This is a genomic window from Streptomyces sp. UC4497 (genome assembly GCF_054871485.1).
On sequence record NZ_JBTYHB010000003.1, the window covers coordinates 321,353 to 344,210 of the forward strand.

20 protein-coding genes are annotated in these 22,858 nt (G+C 71.0%); 11 read left to right on the plus strand and 9 right to left on the minus strand.

Going from position 1 to position 22,858, the window contains the following annotated elements; all coding sequences use genetic code 11:
* Nucleotides 1-126 precede the first annotated feature (126 nt).
* On the plus strand, nucleotides 127-2,409 hold the full coding sequence (locus tag ACYSUO_RS06475) for a family 78 glycoside hydrolase catalytic domain (RefSeq protein WP_461775028.1): 2,283 nt from the start codon (nucleotides 127-129) through the stop codon (nucleotides 2,407-2,409).
* Between the two features lie 14 nt (nucleotides 2,410-2,423).
* Complete coding sequence (locus tag ACYSUO_RS06480; protein WP_461775029.1) at nucleotides 2,424-3,680, plus strand: family 1 glycosylhydrolase; 1,257 nt, start codon at nucleotides 2,424-2,426, stop codon at nucleotides 3,678-3,680.
* 16 nt (nucleotides 3,681-3,696) lie between these two features.
* On the opposite strand, the gene ACYSUO_RS06485 is transcribed toward ACYSUO_RS06480, so the two are convergent.
* Nucleotides 3,697-4,701, minus strand: coding sequence for a LacI family DNA-binding transcriptional regulator (locus tag ACYSUO_RS06485; protein ID WP_461775030.1), 1,005 nt, complete (start codon nucleotides 4,699-4,701; stop codon nucleotides 3,697-3,699).
* 112 nt (nucleotides 4,702-4,813) lie between these two features.
* Here ACYSUO_RS06485 and ACYSUO_RS06490 point away from each other — a divergent pair, with 112 nt between their 5' ends.
* Both ACYSUO_RS06490 and ACYSUO_RS06495 read left to right on the plus strand, forming a co-directional pair.
* Entirely contained in the window at nucleotides 4,814-5,665 is an 852-nt protein-coding gene (locus ACYSUO_RS06490; protein ID WP_461775031.1) for a phytanoyl-CoA dioxygenase family protein, read from the plus strand.
* Nucleotides 5,658-7,109 carry a sugar porter family MFS transporter gene (locus ACYSUO_RS06495; protein ID WP_461775032.1) on the plus strand — a complete coding sequence of 484 codons (1,452 nt, stop codon included), beginning with the start codon at nucleotides 5,658-5,660 and terminating at the stop codon, nucleotides 7,107-7,109. Before ACYSUO_RS06490 ends, ACYSUO_RS06495 begins: the two co-directional genes overlap by 8 nt.
* Here ACYSUO_RS06495 and ACYSUO_RS06500 read toward each other — a convergent pair.
* The 7 genes from ACYSUO_RS06500 to ACYSUO_RS06530 form a co-directional block, all read right to left on the minus strand.
* Entirely contained in the window at nucleotides 7,061-7,855 is a 795-nt protein-coding gene (locus tag ACYSUO_RS06500) for an SDR family NAD(P)-dependent oxidoreductase (RefSeq protein WP_461775033.1), read from the minus strand. The two genes, ACYSUO_RS06495 and ACYSUO_RS06500, sit on opposite strands and share 49 nt — an antisense overlap.
* Nucleotides 7,852-8,823, minus strand: coding sequence for a fumarylacetoacetate hydrolase family protein (locus ACYSUO_RS06505; protein WP_461775034.1), 972 nt, complete (start codon nucleotides 8,821-8,823; stop codon nucleotides 7,852-7,854). Before ACYSUO_RS06505 ends, ACYSUO_RS06500 begins: the two co-directional genes overlap by 4 nt.
* Nucleotides 8,824-8,906: 83 nt before the next feature.
* A complete protein-coding gene (locus ACYSUO_RS06510) occupies nucleotides 8,907-9,845 on the minus strand; it encodes a VOC family protein (RefSeq protein WP_461775035.1) in 939 nt (312 codons plus the stop codon).
* Nucleotides 9,846-9,849: 4 nt separating this feature from the next.
* Nucleotides 9,850-10,860, minus strand: a complete 1,011-nt coding sequence (locus tag ACYSUO_RS06515; protein ID WP_461775172.1) for an amidohydrolase family protein — start codon at nucleotides 10,858-10,860, stop codon at nucleotides 9,850-9,852.
* Nucleotides 10,861-10,865: 5 nt separating this feature from the next.
* On the minus strand, nucleotides 10,866-12,008 hold the full coding sequence (locus tag ACYSUO_RS06520; protein ID WP_461775036.1) for an FAD-dependent oxidoreductase: 1,143 nt from the start codon (nucleotides 12,006-12,008) through the stop codon (nucleotides 10,866-10,868).
* 23 nt (nucleotides 12,009-12,031) lie between these two features.
* Nucleotides 12,032-13,015, minus strand: a complete 984-nt coding sequence (locus ACYSUO_RS06525; RefSeq protein WP_461775037.1) for a cyclase family protein — start codon at nucleotides 13,013-13,015, stop codon at nucleotides 12,032-12,034.
* Nucleotides 13,012-14,013 carry a fumarylacetoacetate hydrolase family protein gene (locus tag ACYSUO_RS06530; protein WP_461775038.1) on the minus strand — a complete coding sequence of 334 codons (1,002 nt, stop codon included), beginning with the start codon at nucleotides 14,011-14,013 and terminating at the stop codon, nucleotides 13,012-13,014. Before ACYSUO_RS06530 ends, ACYSUO_RS06525 begins: the two co-directional genes overlap by 4 nt.
* A 148-nt stretch (nucleotides 14,014-14,161) precedes the next feature.
* Between ACYSUO_RS06530 and ACYSUO_RS06535 the strand changes: the two genes are divergently transcribed.
* The 4 genes from ACYSUO_RS06535 (at nucleotide 14,162) to ACYSUO_RS06550 (ending at nucleotide 18,360) form a co-directional block, all read left to right on the plus strand.
* Complete coding sequence (locus ACYSUO_RS06535; RefSeq protein WP_461775039.1) at nucleotides 14,162-15,100, plus strand: LysR family transcriptional regulator; 939 nt, start codon at nucleotides 14,162-14,164, stop codon at nucleotides 15,098-15,100.
* Between the two features lie 25 nt (nucleotides 15,101-15,125).
* Nucleotides 15,126-15,899 (plus strand): IclR family transcriptional regulator, encoded by a 774-nt coding sequence (locus tag ACYSUO_RS06540; RefSeq protein ID WP_404267047.1) that lies wholly within the window; start codon nucleotides 15,126-15,128, stop codon nucleotides 15,897-15,899.
* A 122-nt stretch (nucleotides 15,900-16,021) separates the two neighbouring features.
* Nucleotides 16,022-17,005 (plus strand): PDR/VanB family oxidoreductase, encoded by a 984-nt coding sequence (locus ACYSUO_RS06545; protein WP_461775040.1) that lies wholly within the window; start codon nucleotides 16,022-16,024, stop codon nucleotides 17,003-17,005.
* A gap of 131 nt (nucleotides 17,006-17,136) precedes the next feature.
* Nucleotides 17,137-18,360, plus strand: a complete 1,224-nt coding sequence (locus ACYSUO_RS06550; protein WP_461775041.1) for a cytochrome P450 — start codon at nucleotides 17,137-17,139, stop codon at nucleotides 18,358-18,360.
* A gap of 21 nt (nucleotides 18,361-18,381) precedes the next feature.
* Here ACYSUO_RS06550 and ACYSUO_RS06555 read toward each other — a convergent pair whose 3' ends face one another.
* Nucleotides 18,382-19,431, minus strand: coding sequence for a LacI family DNA-binding transcriptional regulator (locus ACYSUO_RS06555; protein ID WP_461775042.1), 1,050 nt, complete (start codon nucleotides 19,429-19,431; stop codon nucleotides 18,382-18,384).
* 263 nt (nucleotides 19,432-19,694) lie between these two features.
* Between ACYSUO_RS06555 and ACYSUO_RS06560 the strand changes: the two genes are divergently transcribed.
* The 3 genes from ACYSUO_RS06560 to ACYSUO_RS06570 all read left to right on the plus strand — a co-directional run bounded on the left by ACYSUO_RS06560 (nucleotide 19,695) and on the right by ACYSUO_RS06570 (nucleotide 22,814).
* Entirely contained in the window at nucleotides 19,695-21,011 is a 1,317-nt protein-coding gene (locus ACYSUO_RS06560) for an ABC transporter substrate-binding protein (protein ID WP_461775043.1), read from the plus strand.
* A gap of 78 nt (nucleotides 21,012-21,089) precedes the next feature.
* A complete protein-coding gene (locus tag ACYSUO_RS06565) occupies nucleotides 21,090-21,974 on the plus strand; it encodes a carbohydrate ABC transporter permease (RefSeq protein WP_461775044.1) in 885 nt (294 codons plus the stop codon).
* A 3-nt stretch (nucleotides 21,975-21,977) separates the two neighbouring features.
* Nucleotides 21,978-22,814 carry a carbohydrate ABC transporter permease gene (locus tag ACYSUO_RS06570; protein ID WP_266723681.1) on the plus strand — a complete coding sequence of 279 codons (837 nt, stop codon included), beginning with the start codon at nucleotides 21,978-21,980 and terminating at the stop codon, nucleotides 22,812-22,814.
* Nucleotides 22,815-22,858: the final 44 nt, after the last annotated feature.

Consider the following 22,858-nt stretch of genomic DNA (forward strand, 5'->3'; position numbering starts at 1 on the left):
CTCGGTTCGCGATGGCGGGCGCCCGGGTGTGTCGCAGGTCACCCTCTCGAACACCTAGTAATCACTAAGTGTTCGCCGCATGATCGATGCTGCTCATCCCCGGCGCTGAGGAAGGCCGCCATCGCCATGCAGCAGCACCACTGGACCGCACAGGTCGTCAGTCCCCACCCCGCCGCTCCCGCCGCCCTGCTGCGGGGCGAGTTCGCCGCACGTGCCTCCGTGCGGTCGGCCCGGCTCCTGGTCACCGCCCTCGGTGTCTACGAACTGGAGGTCAACGGCGCCGTGGTGGGCGACCACGTCCTGGCGCCCGGATGGACGAGCTACCGGCGCCGCCACCGCTACCAGACCTTCGATGTCACCGGACTGATCCGCGAGGGCCGCAACGCCTGGGGCGCGCACCTCGCCGACGGCTGGTACCGGGGCCTGCTCGGGTTCAACGGCGGCACCCGTGACATCTACGGCGAACGCACCGGCCTCCTCGCCGAACTGCACATCGAGTACGCCGACGGATCGACCGACACCGTCACCACCGGGGACGACTGGCGCTGGAGCCCAGGACCCGTCCTCGCCGCCGGACTGTACGAGGGTGAGGAGTACGACGCCCGCCGCGAGCAAGTCGGCTTCAGCGAGCCCGACTTCGACGCCACGGGCTGGCAGCCGGTCGACGTCCTGGACTTCGACACCTCCGTCCTCTTCCCGGCCGACAGCCCGCCGGTGCGCCGCACCCAACTCCTCGCGCCCGTCGCGGTCACCACTTCACCCAGCGGCCGGACGATCCTCGACTTCGGCCAGAACCTCGTCGGCCGGCTGCGCCTCCGCGTCCGGGGCGAGGCGGGACGCACCCTCACCCTCCGGCACGCCGAAGTCCTCGACCAGCAAGGCGAGTTGTGCACGCGCCCGCTGCGGCACGCCACCGCCACCGACCGCTACACCCTGCGCGGCGACCCGGCGGGGGAGGAGTGGGAACCCCGCTTCACCTTCCACGGTTTCCGCTACGCCGAGGTGGACGGCCTGCCCGGCGCCCTCGACCCCGATGACATCACCGCCGTGGTGCTGCACAGCGACCTGCGTCGTACAGGCTGGTTCTCCTGCTCCGAAGAGTCCCTCAACCGCCTGCACGAGAACGTCACTTGGGGCATGCGCGGCAACTTCGTCGACGTGCCCACCGACTGCCCGCAGCGCGACGAACGGCTCGGCTGGACCGGCGACGTCCAGGTCTTCGCCCCCACGGCCGCCTTCCTCTACGACGTCCGCGACTTCCTGCGCTCCTGGCTGCGCGACCTGGCCGCCGACCAGGGCGACGACGAACGCGGCGTCCCGCCCGTGTTCAGCCCCGACATCCCGGTGCGCATCCCCGTACCGGTCCCGCCCGGCAACCCGCCGATGGCCGGCTGGTGCGACGCGGCCGTCATCGTCCCCTGGGTGCTGTACGAGCGGCACGGGGACACCGACGTGCTGCGCGCCCAGTACGCCTCCATGCGTGCCTGGGTCGACGCCGTCGACCGCATCGCCGGGCCCGGCCACGTCTGGGGCGAGGGCTTCCAGTTCGGCGACTGGCTGGACCCGACCGCCCCGGCCGACGACCCCGGCCGGGCCATGACCTCGTCCGTCCTCGTCGCCACCGCGTACTTCGCGCACTCGGCGAGGCTGCTGGCCAGGACTGCCGAGGTCCTGGGGGAGAAGGGGGATGCCGCGCGGTACCACGAGCTGGCCGACGCCGTCCGCGCCGCCTTCCTCGACCGCTTCCACGCCGGTGGCGGGCGTCTGACGGACGAGACCCAGACCGCCTACGCCCTCGCCCTGTGTTTCCGCCTGCTCGACGACGACTCCGAGCGCGCGGCCGCCGGACAGCGCCTCGCGGACCTCGTCGCCGCGCGCGGACACCGCGTCGGCACCGGCTTCCTCGGCACACCCCTCGTGTGCGACGCGCTCACCGATACCGGTCAACTGGACGCCGCGTACGGCTTGTTGACGCAGCGGGCGTGCCCGTCGTGGCTGTACCAGGTCGACATGGGTGCCACCACCGTGTGGGAACGCTGGGACAGCATGCTCCCGGACGGGGGCATCAATCCCGGCGAGATGACCTCCTTCAACCACTACGCGCTGGGCGCGGTCGCCGACTGGATCCACCGCACCGTCGCGGGCCTGGCGCCCGCCGCGCCGGGCTACCGCCGCCTCCTGATCCGGCCCCGCCCCGGCGGCGGCCTCACCTGGGCGCGCGCCGAGCACGACACACCGTACGGCCGGGCCGAGACCGGATGGGAGGTCACCGGCGCCACCCTGAGCGTCGACGTCCTCGTACCCCCGCAGGTCACCGCGGTCGTCGACCTGCCGGGCATGGCGGACGTGGAGGTCGGCCCCGGACGGCACGCCTTCCACACGCCGTGGCCCGCGCCCCAACTCCCGTAACGCAAGGAGCACTCATGACTCACACCGGCCTGCCCGACGACTTCCTGTGGGGCGTCGCCACCGCGGGACACCAGAACGAGGGCGACAACACCGCGAGCGACACCTGGTTCCTGGAACACACGACACCCTCCCTGTTCCGGGAGCCGAGTGGACCGGCGTGCCGGGGATACGAGCAGTGGGCCTCGGACCTCGACCTCGCCGCGGGACTCGGGCTCAACGCCTTCCGGTTCTCCGTCGAATGGGCCCGCGTCGAACCCGAGCGGGGTGTCGTCTCCGCCGAGGCCCTCGACCACTACGAGCGCAAGGTCGACGGGTGTCTCGAACGCGGCCTCGCACCCCTCGTCACGTTCAACCACTTCACCGGACCGCACTGGTTCGCGGCGTCCGGCTCCTGGACCGGGGCCGACGCCCCGGCCCGCTTCGCCGAGCAGTGCGACCGCGTGATGGCCCGCTTCGGCGACCGGATCGCGTACGCCGTCACCCTCAACGAACCCAACCTGGAGCAGCTGTTGCAGGCCGGCGGGAAGCTCCCGGCCGAGGCGGAGCAGCTCAAGCAGCGGATGCTTGCGGCCGCGGCGCGAGCATCCGGCACCGGCACGTACGCCAGCGCGAACGTCATCCCCGCCGACCGGCAGGACGAGTTCCAGGAGGCGTTCACCCGCGCGCACCGCGCCGCCCGCGAAGCCATCAAGGCGCGCCGCGGCGACCTGCCCGTCGGTGTGTCCATCGCCATCGCCGACGAAGTGGCCGCCCCCGGAGGCGAGGCACGCCGGGACGCCAAGCGTGCCGCCGTGTACGACCACTGGCTGCGCGAGGCATGCGACGACGACTTCATCGGTGTGCAGAACTATGAGCGCATCGTCCACGGCCCCGACGGCGAGGTCCGCGGCGAGGGGGAGGTCAACGGCATGGGCACCGTCATCGCCCCCGAATCGCTCGCCGGCGCCGTGCGCTACGCCCACGAGGCGTCCGGTGTCCCGGTCCTCGTCACGGAGCACGGCATCCAGACCCCCGACGACACCCAGCGCGCCGCCTTCGTCCCCGCCGCCATCGACGCGCTCGCGGCTGAGGTGCGGGCCGGTACGCCCGTCCTCGGCTACTGCCACTGGACGCTGATGGACAACTTCGAGTGGATCTTCGGCTACGGCGCCCAACTCGGCCTCCACGAGGTCGACCGTGACACCTTCCAGCGGCGCCCGAAGCCGAGCGCGAAGGCCTACGCGGAGGTCGTGCGCAGCCACCGGGGAGCGCTCGGAGCCACCCGGAACTGACGCCGGTCGGCCGGGCTCAGGCCGTACCGCGCCTCACCAGCCGGTGCGGCACGATCAGTTCCTGAGGCGGAACCTCGTTGCTGGGGCTGTAGATGCGGTCCGCCAGGCACTGCAAGGAACGCTCCGCGATCTGCTGCTTGTCCGGGGCGATCGTGGTCAGGGGCGGATGGCTGTAGCGGCCGTCCTCGATGTCGTCGAAGCCGACGATCGCGATGTCCTCGGGGACGCTCAGGCCGCGTTCGTGCGCCACGTGCAGGGCGCCCAGGGCGAGTTCGTCGCTGAAGGCGAACACGGCGTCGGGGGCGGTCGGCCCGTCGAGCAGTTCGGTCATGGCGCGGGCGCCGTCCGCCCGGTGCAGCGCGGTCACGGGGCGCTGCGCGTCCGGGAGTTGGGGGAGGCCGGCCCGCTCCAGGGCCCGGCCGTAGCCCTCGGCGCGCAGCAGGGCCGTCCCGTTGTGCAGGTGCGGCTGCAGGCCGATGGCGGCGATCCGGCGCCGGCCGAGGCCGATCAGGTGTGTGGTGGCCTCGTCGGCGGCCGTGACGTTGTCGACGGCGACGCGGTCGGCCGCGCCCTGCGGGCTGCGCTCGCCGAGCAGGACGAGCGGGACGGACGGTGCGGTGGCCGCGAGTTCGGCCGGGTCGAGCGCCCAGGGGCTGATGATGAGGCCGTCGACGGCGCGCCCGCCGCCCTGGGTGAGCAGGCGGCGCTCCGCGTCGGCGTCGCCCCGGGTCTGGTCTATGACCACGGTCCAGGAGCGGCGCTGGGCCTCGTCCACCAGGAGGCCCGCCAGTTCGCCGAAGTAGGGCGAGTGCAGCTCGGGGATGGCCAGGCCGATGATCCCGGTGCGGCCGGCGCGCAGACTGCGGGCGGCGAGGTTGGGCCGGTAGCCGAGCTCGTCGATCGCCTCCTGGACGCGCCGTCGGGTCTCCGCCGCCACCGAGGCGGATCCACTGACCACATTGGACACGGTGCGCGTGGAGACGCCCGCCCGGGCGGCCACGTCCTTCAGACGACTGCTCACCCGGTCATCCTTTCATGCGGCGCCCCCGGAAAACTGCTGCCCCGAGGGTATTGCAACGTTGCATTCATCGATGCAATCTAGTGGCGGAACTTCCGCTTGCAAGGAGGCAAGGATGACTGTGTCCGCATTCCCCGGCGTCAGCCCCGCCGATCAGGACGTCGACGTGACGCGGGACGTGGCGAACCTGTACGGGGACGGCATCACGGCGCGGAAGGGCGCCTTCACCACCGAGTGGGCCGACCGGATGCGCGAGGACATCGAGGCCGCGTACGAGGAGGCGCGCTCCCGGCCGGGCGGCGCCGTGGGCCGCGGCCCGAACCGCTACTACGTGGAGATCCACCCCGAGCAGCTGCGCGGCTTCGTCGACCTCGTCGACCACCCGTGGGTGCGGTCGGTGGCCACCGCGGTCCTCGGCCCGGACTACCGCATCGTCGAACTCGGCTTCGACGTACCGCTCGAAGGCGCCGTGAACCAGCCCTGGCACCGCGACTTCCCCATCCCCGACGAGACGCGGAACGAGCGTCGGCTGACCTCGCTCGCCTTCAACGTCACCGCCGTCGACACCGCAGAGGACATGGGCCCCTTCGAGATCGCGCCCGGCACCCAGTGGGACGACGAACCCGACTTCGAGCACGGCATGTTCCCGCCCCGCGAGCGCTACGGCCGCTACGAGGAGCGCGCGGTGCGCAAGTACCCGCAGCGCGGCGACATCTCGGCCCGTACCGCACTGACCATCCACCGCGGCACCAAGAACGAGTCGGCCAAGGCGCGGCCCGTCCTGATCCTCGGCCTCGACGGCCCGGAGGCGAACAACGGCGACCGGCACGACACCGCCGTCACCCGCACCTTCTGGGACTCGCTGCCCGAGCGGGTGCGCCGCCACCTGGACTGCCCGGTCGTCGACGAGCTGACGCCCGTCACCCAGAAGCACACCATCGAGGGTCTGGTCATGGGCGATGCCTGAGGCGGCCACGGAGGCCGACCGCCCCGCGGGTGGCGGACGCACCCCGGTGCTGGTCTACGCCGTCGCCGCCGTCTCGGCACTGGGCGGCCTGCTCTTCGGCTACGACACCGGCATCATCTCCGGCGCCCTGCTCCACCTCCGCGAGGACCTCGACCTCTCCTCCCGCGAGCAGGAGATCGTCGTCAGCGTGATCCTGCTCGGTGCGATGGTCGGCGCCCTGATCTCGGGGCGCGCGGCGGTACGGCACGGCCGGCGCAAGGTGGTGGCGACGGTCGCGGTGATCTTCGCCGTCGGAGCCGTCGCCGCCGCGCTCGCCCCCGATGTGTCGACGCTGATCGCCGCGCGCTTCGTGCTCGGGCTCGCGGTGGGCGGCGCGTCCAACATGGTGCCCGTCTACATCGCCGAACTGGCGCCGGCGGCCGTACGCGGCCGGCTCATGGTGCTGTTCCAGCTGATGGTCGCCATCGGACAGCTCATCGCGTACCTGTGCGGCTGGGCCCTGGCGGGCAGCGGCGGCTGGCGGGTCATGTTCGCCCTCGCCGTCATCCCCGCACTGGCACTGGCCGTCGGCATGCTGCCACTGCCGGAGAGCCCGCGCTGGCTCATCGAGCAGGGCAGGACCGACGACGCGGAACGCACCCTGCGACGACTGCGGCCCGCGGGCGCGGACGTGGTCGCGGAAGCGGCCGAGATCGCCGCGGTGTCGAACAACGCCCCTGCGGGCGGCGGCAGTTGGCGACAGCTGCGGCAGCGGTGGCTGCGCCCGGCCCTCCTGATCGCCCTCGGCATCGCGGCCTTCTCCCAGCTCACCGGGATCAACGCCATCGTCTACTACGCCCCGACCATCCTGGACGACGCGGGCTTCGGTGACTCGGTGGCGCTGCTCACCGGCATCGGCATCGGCGCGATGCTCGTCGTGGCGGGCATCGTCGGTGCCATCGCGGTCGACAAGGCCGGACGGCGCCGCACGATGCTGTGGTTCCTGCCGGGCTCCGCGCTCGCCATGGTGGTGCTCGCGGCGGCCTTCGCGACCTCCTCCGGATCGGCCGCGCAGCGCTGGACCGTGATCATCTCCCTGTTCGCATACATCCTGTTCAACGGGGTGGGCATGCAGGCCGTCGTCTGGCTCATCGGCCCGGAGATCCTGCCGCTGAGCGTGCGCGGCCCGGCCACCCTGTCGGTGTGGGGCTTCGACCTCCTCATCGCCATGACCGCGCTGACGGCCATCAACACCGTCGGCCGCTCCGGAACCTTCCTGTTCTACGCGCTGATGAACGTGGCCTGCATCGTCTTCGTCGTACTGAAGGTCCCGGAGACGAAGGGCCGCAGCCTGGAGCGCATCGAGCAGGCGCTGCACAGCCCGCTGCCCTTCCGCCGGGCACTGGACGACGACGGTCAGGGGCTGCCCGAGGCCTCGGACAGCCGCGCCGGCGCGACGGTGTGAGCGTCCGGTGTCCCCGCTCGCAGCGCGTCGGAGATGGACTTGGCGCCGCCGTGGGCGGTGTATCCACCGTCCACGGGGATCTCGGCTCCGGTGATGAACGACGCGTCGTCCGACAGCAGGAACGTCACGAGCGGGGTGATCTCGTCGACCGTGCCCGTGCGACCCAGCGGGGTCTCGCGCAGGTTGCTCTCGCGGAAGGCGGGCGCGGCCGACGCGGTCATCTCCGTCTCGATGAAGCCCGGGTGGACCGTGTTGACGCGGATGCCGCGCGGGCCGAGTTCGAGCGCCGCCGTCTGTGACAGGCCGCGCAGCGCCCACTTGCTGGCCGTGTACGCGACCGGGTAGTGGGCGGTCAGCGCGGCGGACGAGCCGACGTTGACGATCGAGGCACCGGGCGGCATCAGCGGCGTGAGGTGCTGGATGCCGAGGAGCGGCCCGGTGACGTTCACGGCGTGCACGCGGGCGAAGTCCTCGGCGCGCACCTCGTCGAGGCGGGCACGCCAGGTGATGCCCGCGTTGTTGACCAGGCCGTGGATGTGACCGTACGACTCCCGTAGTTCCGCGGCGAGTTGGGCCCACTGCGTCTCGTCGGTGACGTCGAGCGGGCGGATCCCCGGCCCTTCGGTGACGTCGGTGGCGATGACGTGGGCGCCCTCGCGGGCGAGGGCCGTGGCCTCGGCGGCGCCCTGGCCGCGGGCCGCGCCGGTGACGACCACGACCCTGCCCGCCAGGCGCTCCGTGGTCACGGGCGTTCCCGCGTGCGGCGGCGGCCGGCCGGGAGCGGCACCGGGGCCGCGCCCTCGACGACGGTGTTGGTGAGGGCGCCGACGGCCTCGACCGTGAGGGTGACGGTGTCGCCGGGCTTCAGCGGCGGCGGGGTCTGTTCGCCGCGACGGCCCCACAGTTCGGCGAGGCAGCCGCCGTTGCCGCAGGTGCCGGAGCCGAGGATGTCGCCGGGGCGGACGACCGTGCCGCGCGAGGCGTAGGCGACCATCTCCTCGAAGGTCCAACTCATGTTGGAGAGCAGGTCCTTGCCGATCGTCTCGCCGTTGACCTCGGCCGTCAGCGCCAGGCGCAGCAGACCGTCCGCGTCCCGGTACGGCTCCAGCTCGTCGGCGGTGACCAGATACGGGCCGAGCGTGGTCGCGGTGTCCTTGCCCTTGCAGGGGCCGAGGCCGACCTTCATCTCGGCGGACTGGAGGTCGCGGGCCGACCAGTCGTTGAAGACCGTGTAGCCGATGATGTGCTCGCGGGCCTCTTCGGGGGTGAGGTCACGTCCCTCGCGGCCGACGACGGCGGCGACCTCGAGCTCGTAGTCGAGGACGGTCGAGCCGGGCGGCATCGGGATGTCCTCGCCCGGCCCGTACACGGCGTACGGGTTGGTGAAGTAGAAGGTCGGCGCCGCGTACCACTGCTCGGGTACGCCGGCGACACCGTCCACGGCCTTGCGCACACCTTCGACGTGTTCCTCGAAGGCCACGAAGTCCCGTACGGAGGAAGGCTGGAGAGGCGGAAGGAGCCGCACCTCGGAGACCTGCGGGCCGGGCGCTCCGGCGAGCGCGGCGGTACCGGCGTTGAGGAGGACCGGCAGGCCGCCCGAGGAGTGGATCAGGTCGGCGAGGGAGGTCACGCCGGGCACCGGATACAGGGTGTCGTCCTCCGTGACGACGGCGACGCCGGTGCGCTGTTGGTGTTCGTAGGTGGCGAATCGCATGTGAGCTCCTGGCGGACCGGGGGCGCGGCGGGCGTGTCAGGGCATGGACAGGGCGCCGCCGCGCCCCCGGAAAACGGGTGGGATCAGACCGGCGGGGCGACGAACACGCCGCGGTCGGGGTCGTTGAACGACTCCTTGGCGATCAGCTCGTTCATCGCGTTCGCGGTGCCCCACTGGTCGGTGACCTCGGGCTTCGAGAAGTCGTAGACGTGCGGGTGCCAGGTGTCCTCGTCGAGCTCCTCCAACTCCGTCGTGTACTCGACGGTGTTGCCGTGCGGGTCGAGGAAGTAGGTGAACGTGTTGTCACCCGCCATGTGCCGGCCGGGACCCCAGATCTTCTTGAACCCGGCGCGCATCACACGCCCCGATCCGCGCATGTACTCGTCCAGGCCGCGCATCTCGAAGGAGACGTGGTGCAGCGCGGTGTGCGGGCCCTGCGCGATCGCCATCGAATGGTGCTGGTTGGAGATCCGCATGAAGTGCATGACCTCGCCCATGTGCGGCGAGGACAGGGTGTCGGAGAGCGCGAAGCCGAGGTGGCGCTCGTACCACTCCCGGGTCTTGTTCAGGTCCGGGGAGTTGAGGACGACGTGGGAGAGCTTGACCGGGATGGCCTCCTTCTCCTCGATCTTGCGGTGCTGCCGGGCCTCGACGTCGGCGGAGACCTCGATGGTGCGCCCGTCGACGTCGAAGAAGCGGAAGCCGTAGCCGCCGCCGGGGGTGTCGACCTTGCCCGGCTGCGAGATCAACTGCACGCCACCGGCGAGGAGTTGCTCGGCGAGCGTGTCCACGTCCGCCGGGCTGGCGGCTCCGTAGGAGACGAGGTCGAGGCGCTTCTCCTCGGCCTCGCGCAGGCGCACCACGTACTGCTCGGGGGAGCCCTCGGCGGCCAGGAAGGAGATGCCGGAGTCCTCGGCGACCTTGGACAGGCCCCAGACACCGGAGTAGAAGTCGAGCTGCTTGTCGTAGTCGGGCACGGCGAGGTCGACGTGCCGCAGGTGGGTGAGCAGACGGTTGCTCATGGGGTCAGTCCTTCCAGAGACGGAGGAGGGCGGCCGCGGTGCCGCCGCGTACGGCACGGAGATCGGCGTCGGACAGGTCCGCCGCGCGCAGCGCGCCGACCGGGTCGTCGGCGCCCATGTCGAAGGGGAAGTCGGAGCCGAGCAGCACCCGGTCCGCGCCCGCGACGCGCACCAACTCCCGCAGTACGTACGGGTCGTGGACGAGCGAGTCGAAGTACAGGCGGCGCAGGTACGTGCTCGGTTCCTGCGCGCACTCCTGGGCGTCGGCGCGCGCCCGCCACGCGTGGTCGGCGCGGCCGATGTGGGTGGGGAGATAGCCGCCGCCGTGCGCCGCGATGATCCGCAGGCCGGGATGGCGGTCGAGGACACCGGAGAAGATCAGGTGCGAGAGCGCGACGGCGTTCTCGGTGGGCTGGCCCACGGAGTTGGACAGGTACCACTGGTCGAGGCGCTCGTCGAGCGTGCAGCCGAAGGGGTGCAGAAAGACGAGCGCGCCCGTCTCCTCGGCCCGTGCCCACAGCGGTTCGTACGCCGGGTCGGACAGCTCGCGGCCCGGCGCGTGGCTGGAGATCTCGACGCCGAGCAGCCCCTGTTCGAGGGCGTGGTCGAGCGCGCGCACCGCCAGATCGGGGTGCTGGAGTGGTACGAGGCCGAGACCACGCAGCCGGTCCGGCGCGGCCGAACAGTGCGCGGCCGTCGCCTCGTTGGCGAGCCGGTACACCTTCTCCGCGGTCGCCTCGTCGGCCCAGTAGTGGTAGTGCGACGGGGACGGGCTGACCAGCTGGACGTCCACGCCCTGGGTGTCCATCGCGGCCAGCCGGGCGGACACATCGGTGAGCCGGGCGAACCGCTCACCGATCATCCGGCCGCTGACCTTGAGGGCGTCGGGACCGTTGCGCCGGGCGTCCAGGGCCTTCGCCTCGGCGTGGCCGGGCAGGCCGTCCACCAGTGCCTCGATCTCGGGCAGGAGGACGTGGGCGTGCACGTCCACGGTCGGCGTGGGGGTGGTGGTCACGTCGGTCACGGCAGCTCCCGCAGCATCGTCATCGTGCGTCCCATCAGTCCGGGCACATCCGCGTCGCGGACCCCGTCCAGCTGCCACTGGCCGAGCTGGACGGACGCCTCCACGACCGGGCGCACACGGGTGATGCGCCGCTCGTAGTACGCCTGGAACAGCGCGTCGTCCCAGGTGTCGGCAGCGGTGAGCATCTGGGTGAGCACCCAGGCGTCCTCCATCGACAGGGCGGCGCCCTGCGCGAGGGTGGGCGGACAGCAGTGCGCGGCGTCGCCGACCAGGACGACCCGGCCGCGGTGCCAGGAGCCCTCGACCAGCATCCGGTCGAACCACGTGTAGTTGACCTGTGCCGGGTCGGTGATGTGTCCGGTGATCTCCGGCCAGTGGCCGCCGTAGTGCTTCGCGAGCGAGCGCATCTCGTCGGCGTAGGAGTCCGCCGGGATGGTGCCCCGGTCGCGGTTGGCCTCGACGACGTACGCGTAGATGGTGGACTCGCTGGTCGGGCAGTAGCCGGCGATGTAGGCGGGGCCGCCGTAGGCGAGGTCGGTGCGGGTCAGGCCGGACGGGCGCGGGGTGGCGACGCGCCAGATGGCCATGCCGGTGGGCTCGGGCCGGTCGGTGATGCCGATCGCGGCGCGGGTGGCGGAACCCATGCCGTCGGCGGCGATCACCAGGTCGTAGCGGCCGTGGGTGCCGTCGCTGAAGCGCACGGAGACACCGGTGTCGTCCTGGTCGAGGGACTCGGCGCGGACGCCGAGCCGGACGGTGGCGCCGCTGGCGCGGACCGCGTCGATCAGGATCCGCTGGAGCTGCGGGCGCTGCATGCCGACGGTGGCGGGCAGCTCGTCGCCGCCGGTGCGCAGGTCCTCGCTGACGTGCAGGACGGTGCCGTCGGGGGCGGTGATACCGACCGCGTCGAAGCCGTAGCCGGACCGCTCCACCTGCTCCCACACACCGAGTTCGCGCAGCACGCGCAGCGCGTTGCCCTGGAGGGTGATGCCGGATCCCGCGGTGGCGTTCCAGTCGTCCTTGGCCTCGATCAGATCGACCGCGATCCCGGCGCGGCGCAGCAGGATCGTCGCGGCGTTGCCGGCCGCGCCGCCGCCGACGACGAGGACCGAGCGGGGGCTGCTGGGGGTACTGCTCATGGATAACTCCTGTGTTCCGTCGGCTACTTGACGGCTACGGGGTTGACCGGGGAGCCGACGGCGCCGGTGATGGGCAGGGGAGCGGCGGTGAGCCAGAACTCGTAGGTGCCGTCCGCCGCGCAGTCCGCGGCGAGCGCGTCCGGGTCCCACATCTCGCCGATCAGCAGGCCCATGTTGGGGATGGCGACCTGGTGCAGCGGCTGGAAGGCGTGCTCGAACTCGTTGGGCCGCACCTCGAAGCCCCAGGTGTCGGTGGCGATCGCGGCGATCTCGGTGCGGTGCAGCCAGCCGGCCGAGGTGAAGGACAGGCCGGGGGCCGGGCCGCCCGCGTAGTCGCCCCAGCCCTCGCGGCGGGCGCGGGCCAGCTGCCCGGTGCGCACGACGACGATGTCGCCGCGGCCGACGTTCACGCCGTGGGCCTCGGCGGTCGCCGCCAGGTGCTCCTCGGTGATCGCGAACGCGTCGGGCAGTTCGCCGTCGGTGCCAATGACCCGGCCGACGTCGAGCAGGACGCCGCGCCCGGCCACGTACGGGGCCATGTGCTCGATGCCGGTGAACAGGTCGCCGTCGGAGGTGACGACCTTCTCGGCGGCGCGGCCGTTCCACGCCTTGCCGTGGTCGAAGATGTGGCCCAGGCCGTCCCACTGCGTGGAGCACTGGAGCGGCATGGCGATCACGTCGTCGGCGCCGCCCATGCCGTGCGGGAAGCCCTGGTTGGCGAGGGCCGCGTCGGTGCCGGTGTCGAGCATGGTGTGTACCGGGTTGGTGCGGCGCCGCCAGCCCTTTTGCGGGCCGTTCATGTCGAAGCTCTGGGCGAGCGAGAAGCTGACACCCCGTCGCACGAGCGCGGCACCCTCGCGGCGCTTGGCCTCGTCCAGGAAGTTCAGCGTGCCGAGCCGGTCGTCCTCGCCCCAACGGCCCCAGTTCGAGTACGCCTTGGCGGCGCGGGCCACCGCACCCTCCGGGTCGGTGCGGTCCAAGGACGCCGGCGTCTGCTCGGGGCTCACTCGGTCACCTCCGCCACACAACGGGTGCGCTGCGCGCCGAGCCCGGTGATGGAGCCGTCCATGACGTCGCCGTCGCGCAGCAGCCGGCCCCAGTGCATACCGTTACCGGCGGGGGAGCCGGTCAACACCAGGTCACCGGGCAGAAGTTGGGCGCTCTGCGAGGCGTACGACACCATGCGGGCCACGTTGAAGATCATGTCCTTGGTGGACTCGTCCTGCATGGTCTCGCCGTTGAGCTTCAGCGTGAGCTGCAGATCACCCGGGTCCGTGACCGATTCGGTGGGCACGATCCACGGGCCGAGCGGGGTGAAACCGGGCGCGTTCTTGCTGCGCAGCCAGTCGGTGCCGATCTGCGGCATGTCCCGGCGGAAGACGGTGGCACGGTCGGTGAGGTCGTTGGCGATCGTGTATCCGGCGACGTACTCCAGCGCCTCCTCGACGGAGACGCCGTGGGCAGGCCTGCCGATCACGGCCGCCAACTCCAGCTCCCAGTCCGGCTTCCCGGCCCAGGACGGCAGCACCACATCGTCGTAAGGACCGGTGATCGCGCTCGGCAGCCCGATGAAGACGTACGGCAGGTCCTCCGTGGCGCGCCGGTCCATGATCTCCGCCGCCTCGGCGCGCCGCACGTCCTCCGGCCGGTCGTCGCCCGGCGCCTTGTGCGCGACGTGCAGATCGATCACGTGCTGGCGGTAGTTGGCGCCGGACTGGAACACCTGGCGCGGCTCGACCGGCGCGTGCACCGAGAAGTCCGCGAGCGGCTTCCGCGCGACGGTGCTGTCTTCGGCCAGGAAGCGCAGTCGCGGCAGCACCGCGGCCCAGTCCTCCAGCAGCCGACGGGTCGTCAGCCGGTCGTCGTCCAGGGCGATACGCAGGTCAACGACCAGCTCGTCGGGGGTGACCAGGGCGGGGAACTCCGGTCCGCCGGCAGGCGAGATGGTCGCGAGCGCGAAGGGGCCGGCGAACGGTGCGGATGCGGGAGCGGGTTTCACGAACATGTCCTCCTGATTGCGGTGGTACTAATCTGGACCCGCCACCGGTGATCAGGGAAATAGATTCTGTGGATAAGAACTATCCGCCGGGTAGATTCTCCCTGGTCAGCGCCGTCCGACCCCGACCCCGACGCCGTACAGCAAGGGAAAGCCCGTGAATCTGGCCCGCCTGGACCTCAACCTCGTCGTCGCCCTGCGGGCTTTGCTGGAAGAGCGCAACGTCACGCGCGCCGGACACCGCGTCGGGCTGAGCCAGCCCGCGATGAGCGCCGCGCTCTCCCGGCTGCGCCGCCACTTCGACGACGACCTGCTGGCCCGGGTCGGGGGCCACTACGAGCTGACCGCGCTCGGCCAGGTGCTGCTCGACCGCACCTCCACCGCCTACGACGTGCTGGAGCGCCTCTTCGCCAGCCAGGCCACCTTCGACCCCACGCAGGAGGACCGCGAGTTCACGCTCGTCGCCTCCGACTACGCCGTCTCCGTGTTCGGCACCGCCCTCGCCCGCCACCTCCACGAGGAGGCCCCCGGTATCCGGCTGCGCTTCACGCAGACCCCGTCCACCGTCGTCGAGGACACGGCGACGCTGCTCAGCACCGTCGACGGACTGCTCATGCCGCACGGTGTCATCAGCGACTTCCCCGCCACGGACCTCTACGACGACCGGTGGGTCTTCCTGGTCGCCGACGACCATCCGACTGTGGGGGACCGGATCACCCGGCAGGACCTCGCGGACCTGCCCTGGGTCACCTATCAGCGCACCTACGACGCCCCGGCAGTGCGCCAGCTCGGCATGCTCGGCGTCGAGCCGCACGTCGAGGTCTCCGTCGACAGCTTCCAACTGCTGCCGCTCCTTGTGGCCGGCACCCGGCGCATCGCCCTCGTCCAGGCCCGGCTCGCCCGCCTGCTCGCGCCGATCGCCCCGGTCCGGGTCATGGAACCTCCCTACGAGGCGGTCTCCCTGCAGGAGGCCCTGTGGTGGCATCCCGTGCACACGCACGACGCCGCCCACATCTGGCTGCGGGAGACCGCCGCGCGGGTCGGGGCCGGGCTGCCCCGGTCACAGGACGGTCCGCCGCTCAACGGCACGAAATGAACCGGGAGTTGGGAGGAGCCACCCGATGAAGCCGCCCCACCGCGAGTCCGTCCTCTCCCGTGCCGCACGCATCCTGGGGGCCTTCAGCCAGGACGAACCGGCGCTGACCGTCTCCGAGATCGCCCGCCGCACCGGCCTGCACGTCGCCACCGCCTCCCGCCTCGTGGGCGAGCTGGTCGGACACGGATTCCTGAGCCGCGACGAGGACCGCCGCGTACGGATCGGGGTCCGGCTCTGGGAGCTCGTCGTCCGCGCCTCGCCCACACTGTCCCTGCGCGACGCGGCGATGCCGTTCATGGAGGGCGTGCACGACGTAGTCGGCCACCACGTCCAACTCGCCGTCCTGGACAGCGAAGAAGTGCTGTTCCTCGAACGCCTCTCGGCCCCGCGCTCGGTCATCAACTACACCCGCATCGCCGGACGGCTCCCGCTGCACGCCTCCTCCAGCGGCCTGGTGCTGCTCGCCCACGGACCGGCCGCCCTCAAGGACCGCGTGCTCGCCGGCGAACTCGCCGCCTACACCGCCGCCACCCCGGCCACCCCCGCCCTACTGCGGGCCGTCCTGGCCGAGGTGCGTCGGCAGGGCTACGCCTACTGCCCCGGCTACGTCCACGAGGACGCCCTCGGGATCGCCGCCCCGGTGCGCGGCGCCGACGGCACGGTGGCGGCCGCGCTGTCGGTCATCGTCCCCAACGACCAGAGCGCACAGGCGGTCGTGCCCGTCGTCCGTACGGCCGCCCGTGGTGTGTCGCGCGCGCTCGAAGCGGCCGCCGCCGCACCCGGTACACCTGATGCGTGACGGACGTACGAAGGTCGGGTGACAGCGGCACGAAATCCGTCTCTCACTGGATGAGAAGGCCGTCGCGGTGTGACCGCCGCCACGCGCATCCTGCCTGCAATCCACAGACGGGAGGCGACGACGTGGTCGCACACCACCTGCTGCCTGAGATTGCCCGCCCCACCCCGGCCCTGACCCTGCGGGTACGCGCCAAGGACACCGTCGCGGACGGCGTCGTGTCCCTCACGCTGGAGCGCCCGGACGGCACCCGGCTCCCGGACTGGACCCCCGGGGCCCATATCGACCTGGTGCTCGCGGACGGGACGACCCGCCAGTACTCCCTGTGCGGCGACCGCTGGGACCCGTACACCTACCGCGTCGCCGTGCTGCGCGAGACCGCCGGGCGCGGGGGATCGGCGTATGTGCACGACCGCCTGGCGGCCGGTGACCCGGTCGGCGTCGGCGGCCCGCACAACCACTTCCCGCTGGCACCCGCCGACCGCTACCTCTTCATCGCGGGCGGCATCGGCATCACCCCGCTGCTGCCGATGATCCACCAGGCTCAACTGATGGGCATCGAATGGCAGTTGCTGTACGGGGGTCGCACCCGGGCGTCGATGGCGTTCCGCGACCACCTCGTGGACGCGTACGGCGAGCGCGTGCACCTGTGCCCGCAGGATGAGTACGGGCTGCTCGACCTGGACGCCTGGCTGAGCCGGCCGGAACCCGGCACGAAGGTGTACTGCTGCGGGCCGGCCCCGCTCCTGGCCGCCGTCGAGTCCGCCTGCGCCGACTGGCCGCCGCACAGCCTGCGCACGGAACGCTTCACCGCGGCCGCCCCGGCCGAGCCCGTCCGCCAGACCCCCTTCGATGTGGAACTGCGCCGCACCGGCCGCACGATCACCGTCCCACCGGACCTCTCCGTGCTGCATGCCGTACGCCGCGCGGGAGTCGAGGTGCTGTCCTCCTGCGAGCAGGGCACCTGCGGCACCTGCCTGGTGCCGGTGCTCACGGGAACGCCCGACCACCGGGACGCGGTCCTCGCCGAGCACGAACGCGCGGCGGGGGACTGCCTGTTGCCCTGCGTGTCCCGCTCGCGCTCCGACCGGCTCGTCCTCGACCTCTGAGATCTCTGAGACCTCTCAGACCTCTCAGACTTCTGCGATCTCTGAGACCACCGGACCTCTGAGACTTCCGGACCTCCGGACCTCTGAACATCACCCGGGCTGACCGACCGAATCGCATTCATGGAGCCGCCATGTCCGCAACAGCCGCCGCCCCCGTGCCCGTGCCCGTGCCGACCACCGACGTCGACCCCTTCGCCGCCGAGCACCTCGCCGACCCCGGCCCCCTGCACCGGGACCTACGTGCCGCGGGCCCTGTCGTCCACTTGGCCCGCTACGACGTACACGCCCTGGCCCGCTACGAAGAGGTGCACACCGCCCTCGTCGACTGGCAGACCTTCCAGTCCGGCGCCGGCGTGGGCCTCGCCAACTTCCGCCACGAGAAGCCCTGGCGGCCGCCGAGCCTCCTCCTGGAAGCAGACCCGCCCCACCACGACGCCCCGCGCCGCGTGCTGAGCGAGATCCTCTCCCCGCTCGCCCTGCGCCGGCTGCGCGAGTCCTGGCAGAGCGTCGCCGACGACCTCGTCGACACCGTACTGGCCACCCAGGGAACGGAGTTCGACGCCTTCGAGGCGCTGGCCACGGCCTTCCCGCTGCGGGTCTTCCCGGACGCCGTGGGCCTGGGTCCCGACGGCAGGGAGAACCTGCTGCCCTACGGCAACATGGCGTTCAACGCCTTCGGCCCGCGCAACGAGCTCGTGCGCGCCGACGCGGACCGGATGGCCGGTCTCTCTGCCTGGGTGAACGACCAGTGCGCCCGCGAGGCGTTGAGCGAGGACGGCTTCGGCGCCCGCATCTGGGCGGCCGCCGACCGTGGTGACCTCACCCCTGCGCAAGCACCTCTGGTGGTGCGCTCCCTGCTCACGGCGGGCGTCGACACGACGGTGCACGGCCTGGCCGCCTCCCTGTACGCCTTCGCCACGCACCCCGACGAGTGGCAACGACTGCGCGAGCGGCCGCAGTTGGCGCGCGTCGCGTTCGACGAGGCGGTGCGCTGGGAGTCGCCCGTGCAGACCTTCTTCCGCACCGCGACCACCGACGTCGAGATCGCCGGGGCCACCGTCCCGGAGGGTGGAAAGATCCTCATGTTCCTCGGCGCCGCCAACCGCGACCCGCGCCGCTGGACCGACCCCGACCGCTTCGACCTCACCCGCGACCCCTCCGGCCACGTCGGCTTCGGCATGGGCCTGCACCAGTGCGTCGGCCAGCATGTGGCCCGCCTGGAGGCCGAGTGCCTGCTGACCGCCCTGGCCCACCGCGTGACACACCTGGAACTCGCGGCGCCGCCACGCCGCCACCTCAACAACACCCTGCGCTCCTGGGCCTCCCTCCCGGTGCGCATCCGCCGCGCGACATGACACGTCCTACTGCGGCCCGGCCTACCGCCCCTGCGGCGAAGCCGTGCTGGCGCGCAGGACCAGGCGGGGCGTCATCGTGGTGCGCAGCGCCCGGTCCCGGCGCCCCTCCACGCGCTCGATCAGCATCCGCGCGGCGGCCGCTCCCATCTCCTGCCCGGCCTGGTCGACGCTGGTCAGCTGGACGGGCGCCAGGGCGGCGAGGGCCGTGTTGTTGTAGCCGACCAGGGAGAGGTCGTCCGGGATGCGCAGGCCGAGTTCATGGGCGGCGCGGTAGAGGCCCAGGGCCGCCACGTCGGCGCCCGCCATGACGGCGGTCGGCCGGTGCTCGCCCGTCAGCAGCGTGAGGCCGGCCTTGAAGCCGCCTTCGTCGGAGTAGGCGGCGTGGTGGACCTGGATGTGCCGCTCCAGGCCATGCCGCCGCATGGCCTCCCCGTACCCGTCGGTCAGTGCGATCTCGGGGGTGCGCCGCCACTGCGCGGCCTTGTTGCCCGGTGCCGAGACCAGCGCGATGTCCCGGTGGCCGAGCCCGACGAGATGGTCGACCACGAGGCCGGCGCCGAGGTCGTCGGCGTCGGCCACCGTGTCGTGGCTGTCCGCGCCGTCGTGGTGGCCGATGACGACCGTCGGCGTCGCGGCGGCCGTGGCGAGGACCTCGGGGCGTGGTGTGCCGGGCGCGATGAGGATCAGGCCGTCCATCTGGCGGTCCGTCATGGAGCGGATGACGCGGGCCTGTTCGTCCGGTTCGAAGCCCGCCGCACCGATCAGCACCGTGTAGTCGGTGCGGCCGAGCTCCTCGCGGATGCCGTCGAGGATGTCGGCGAAGAAGGCGTTGCGTACGTTGTCGAGGAGCACGCCGATCGTGTACGTCCGCCCGCGCATGCCACGGGCCGCAGCGTGTGGCCGGTAGCCGAGCTCCGCGATCGCCGCGCCCACCTTCTCCCGCATCCCCGGGCTCACGCCGTAGGCGTTGTTGAGCACCTTGGACACGGCCGTGGTGGACACCCCGGCGTGCCGGGCGACGTCGTTGATCGTCACGCGCTTGTTCGGCCTGGGTGTCGCGGCCCCGCTCATCGTCAGTACTCCGGATCTCGCGGCGTGAAGGGTAACGATTCACAGAATGCCACACCTGCGTCCCCACGTCTCCCTCCTGAGACATCGACGTTACGGCTGAATGTCTTGACTGACACCGGAGTTGCGTGCAAGGTGATGCCCACTCGCCCATGGGGAACGTTTCACACTCCCCGCCGCGGCCGGACGGCTTCCGCTCCATGCGTCGTGCCGTGCCCGAGCTCACCTCTCCGCTTCGCTGATTCACCGACTTCTGGGAGTGAACCGTGTCTTCCCGTACCCCCGTTGCCCGCCGCATGCGCCTGGGCCTGCTCACCGCCGGTGTCGCCTCGATGTCCCTGCTCGCGACCGCCTGCGGCGGCAGCGGTGGCGGCTCCTCGGCTGCGCCGAAGGAGTTCAACTACCTGAGCGTCACCGAGAACACCACCGTCAAGACCGCTCTGAAGTCCCTGTCCAAGGGATCGTGCAGGTCCGCCCAGCAGGCGCTGCCGCTGAAGGTGGAGACGGTGCCGCAGAGCAGCCTCGACCAGAAGCTGCAGCTGCTGGCCGGGCAGAACGCGCTTCCCGTCCAGTTCGCCGCGGGCAACGCCCCGGCGCTCACGCAGCAGTTGGCGAAGTCCGGCAAGGTCGCCGACCTGGAGGTCGAGCTGAAGAAGCTCGGTGTCCTCGACCAGTTGGAGCCGGCCGCCGTCTCCACCATCAAGGCGCTGTACGGCGACAAGCTGGACGTCCTGCCGTACGAGTACAACATCGAGGGGATCTTCTACAACAAGAAGGTCTTCAAGGCGAACGGCATCGAGACACCCGGTACCTGGGACGAACTGCGCTCGGCCGCAGCCAAGTTGGAGGCCAAGGGCATCCAGCCGTTCGCCGCCTCCGGGCAGCAGGGCTGGCCGCTGACCCGCCTCATCAGCGGCTACCTCTACCGCAGCCTCGGCCCCGACGCGCTGCGGAAGGTCGCCGACGGCAAGGCGAAGCTGACCGACCCCGCCTACGTGAAGGCGGCCCAGGAGGTCGCGGACCTCGGCAAGAAGGGCTACTTCGGCAAGGGTGTCGGCTCCATCGACTACGACACCGCGATGAACCAGTTCCTGGCCGGCAAGGCCGGCATGTTCTACATGGGCAGCTGGGCCCTGGCCGCCATCTCCGACCCCAAGCAGAACAAGGTCGGCGCCGAGAACGTCGGCTTCCTGCCGTTCCCCGCCGTCTCCGGCGGCAAGGGCTCGATCGACCAGTACCCCTCCAACGTAGGACTCGGTATCGCCCTCAACGCGAAGTCCTTCGACAAGAAGACCGGGGACTGGGTCTCCTGCATCGCCAAGAACTACGGCAGCACCGCGCTCAAGGACCACGGCACCATCTCCGGCTTCAAGGTCAACAAGGAGGTGAAGGACGCCAACGAGGTCACCACGCAGGTCCGCGACACCATCGGCTCCTCGAAGCAGAACGTGCTGTGGTTCGAGGCCCTGTTCAGCACCAAGGCGACCACCGTCAGCCAGACCAACGCGGCACGCCTCGCCACCGGAAGCATGAGCCCGAAGCAGTTCATGCAGACCGTCCAGGACGCGCTCACCGCGAAGTGACCGGCCCGGCACACCGCAACGGAAGCCTCAACGGAAGCTCCAGCTGAAGCTTCAACGGAATCGAAGTGGACTCCATCCATGCACCGCGTACTCGGTGACCGCAGGGCCGTCGCGATCCTGCTCGGTCCCGCCCTCCTCGTCTACACACTGATCATGCTGGTCCCGATGGCATGGTCGCTCGGGTACTCCTTCACCAAGGGCAACAGCATCGACGGCTTCACCGGCAACGGCGTCGCCAACTTCTCCCGCCTCCTCGACGACCCGGCCGTCCATCACGCCCTGTGGTTCACCCTGAAGTACGCCGCCGTCGTCACCGTCGGCCAAGTCGTGGCGGGCTATCTGCTGGCCCTGCTCTACGTCTTCTTCCTCAAGCGCGCCTCGGCCCTGATCCGCACCCTCGTCTTCTTCCCCGTGGTGCTGCCCACCGTCGCCGTCGGCCTGCTGTTCAAGAACTTCTTCCAGGTCGCCCCGACCCCCGGCCCGGTCAACTCCCTACTGAACGCGGTGGGGTTGGACTCGATCGACTTCTTCGGCAGCTCCGGCAGCGCCTTCTGGGTCCTGATCGTGATGGACATCTGGCGTTCCATGGGCTTCTACGCGGTCCTCCTCTTCGCCGGCCTCGTCGACATCCCCGAGGAGACCCTGGAGTCCGCACGACTCGACGGCGCCACCGGCCTGCGCCTGGTGCGGCACATCGTGCTGCCGCTGTCCCTGCCGGTGCTGATGTCCTCGCTGATCTTCAGCATCAACGGCACGCTCAAGGTCTTCGACTCCATCGTCGCCCTGACCAACGGCGGGCCCGGCGACGGCACCACCCCGCTGACCCTGTACATGTTCCAGACGTCGTTCACCTACAGCGAGTACGGCTACGGCAGCACCATCGCCCTGCTGCTGACCGTGGTGTGTCTGCTGGTGAGCCTGGTCGTCTACCGCGTCTCGCGGCGCGACCTCACGGAGGGCTGAGCCATGGCTGTCCGCAATCCCGCCCGCCGCTGGTGGGTGAAGCTCGTCATCGGCGTACTGCTCGTCGTGGAGATCTACCCGCTCATCTGGATGTTCCTGACATCCCTGAAGTCCAACAGCGACTACCTGAACAACTCCACCTGGAGCCTGCCCACCACCTGGGAGTGGGGCAACTACACCGAGGCATGGACTACCGGGAACATCGGACTGTACGTCCAGAACAGCCTGCTCGCCGTCCTGCCCGCCCTGGCCCTGATCCTGCTCCTCGGCACGGCCGCCGGCTTCGCCCTGCAGGTCATGGTGTGGAAGGGTCGCAGCCTGACCCTCCTGGTCTTCCTCGCGGGCATGATGGTGCCACCGCAGATGATCCTGCTGCCCCTGTTCACCGTGTACTTCCAGACCGGCCTGTCCGGCACACTCTGGCCGCTGATCCTCACGTACACCGGGACGGGCCTGCCGCTGACCGTCTTCATGATGGCCACCTACTACCGCACCGTCCCGCGCGAACTCTTCGAGGCAGCCACCATCGACGGCGCCGGCATCCTCCGCGCCTTCTGGACGATCAGCGTGCCCATGGTGCGCAACGCCCTGCTCACCGTCGGCCTCGTGCAGTTCTTCTTCATCTGGAACGACCTGCTGATCGCGCTGACATTCACCAACAACCAGGACCTGCGCACCATCCAGGTCGGCCTGCTGAACTTCACCGGCGACTTCGGCGCCACCCAGTACGGCCCGCTCTTCGCCGCGATCTGCATCAACGTCTTCGGCACCCTCCTGATCTACCTCTTCCTCAACCAGAAGGTCATGAAGGGCCTCACCTCGGGAGCACTCAAGGGCTGACCCCCGCAGGCCCGTTGCTCCCGCGCACGTGAACGAAAGGTTCC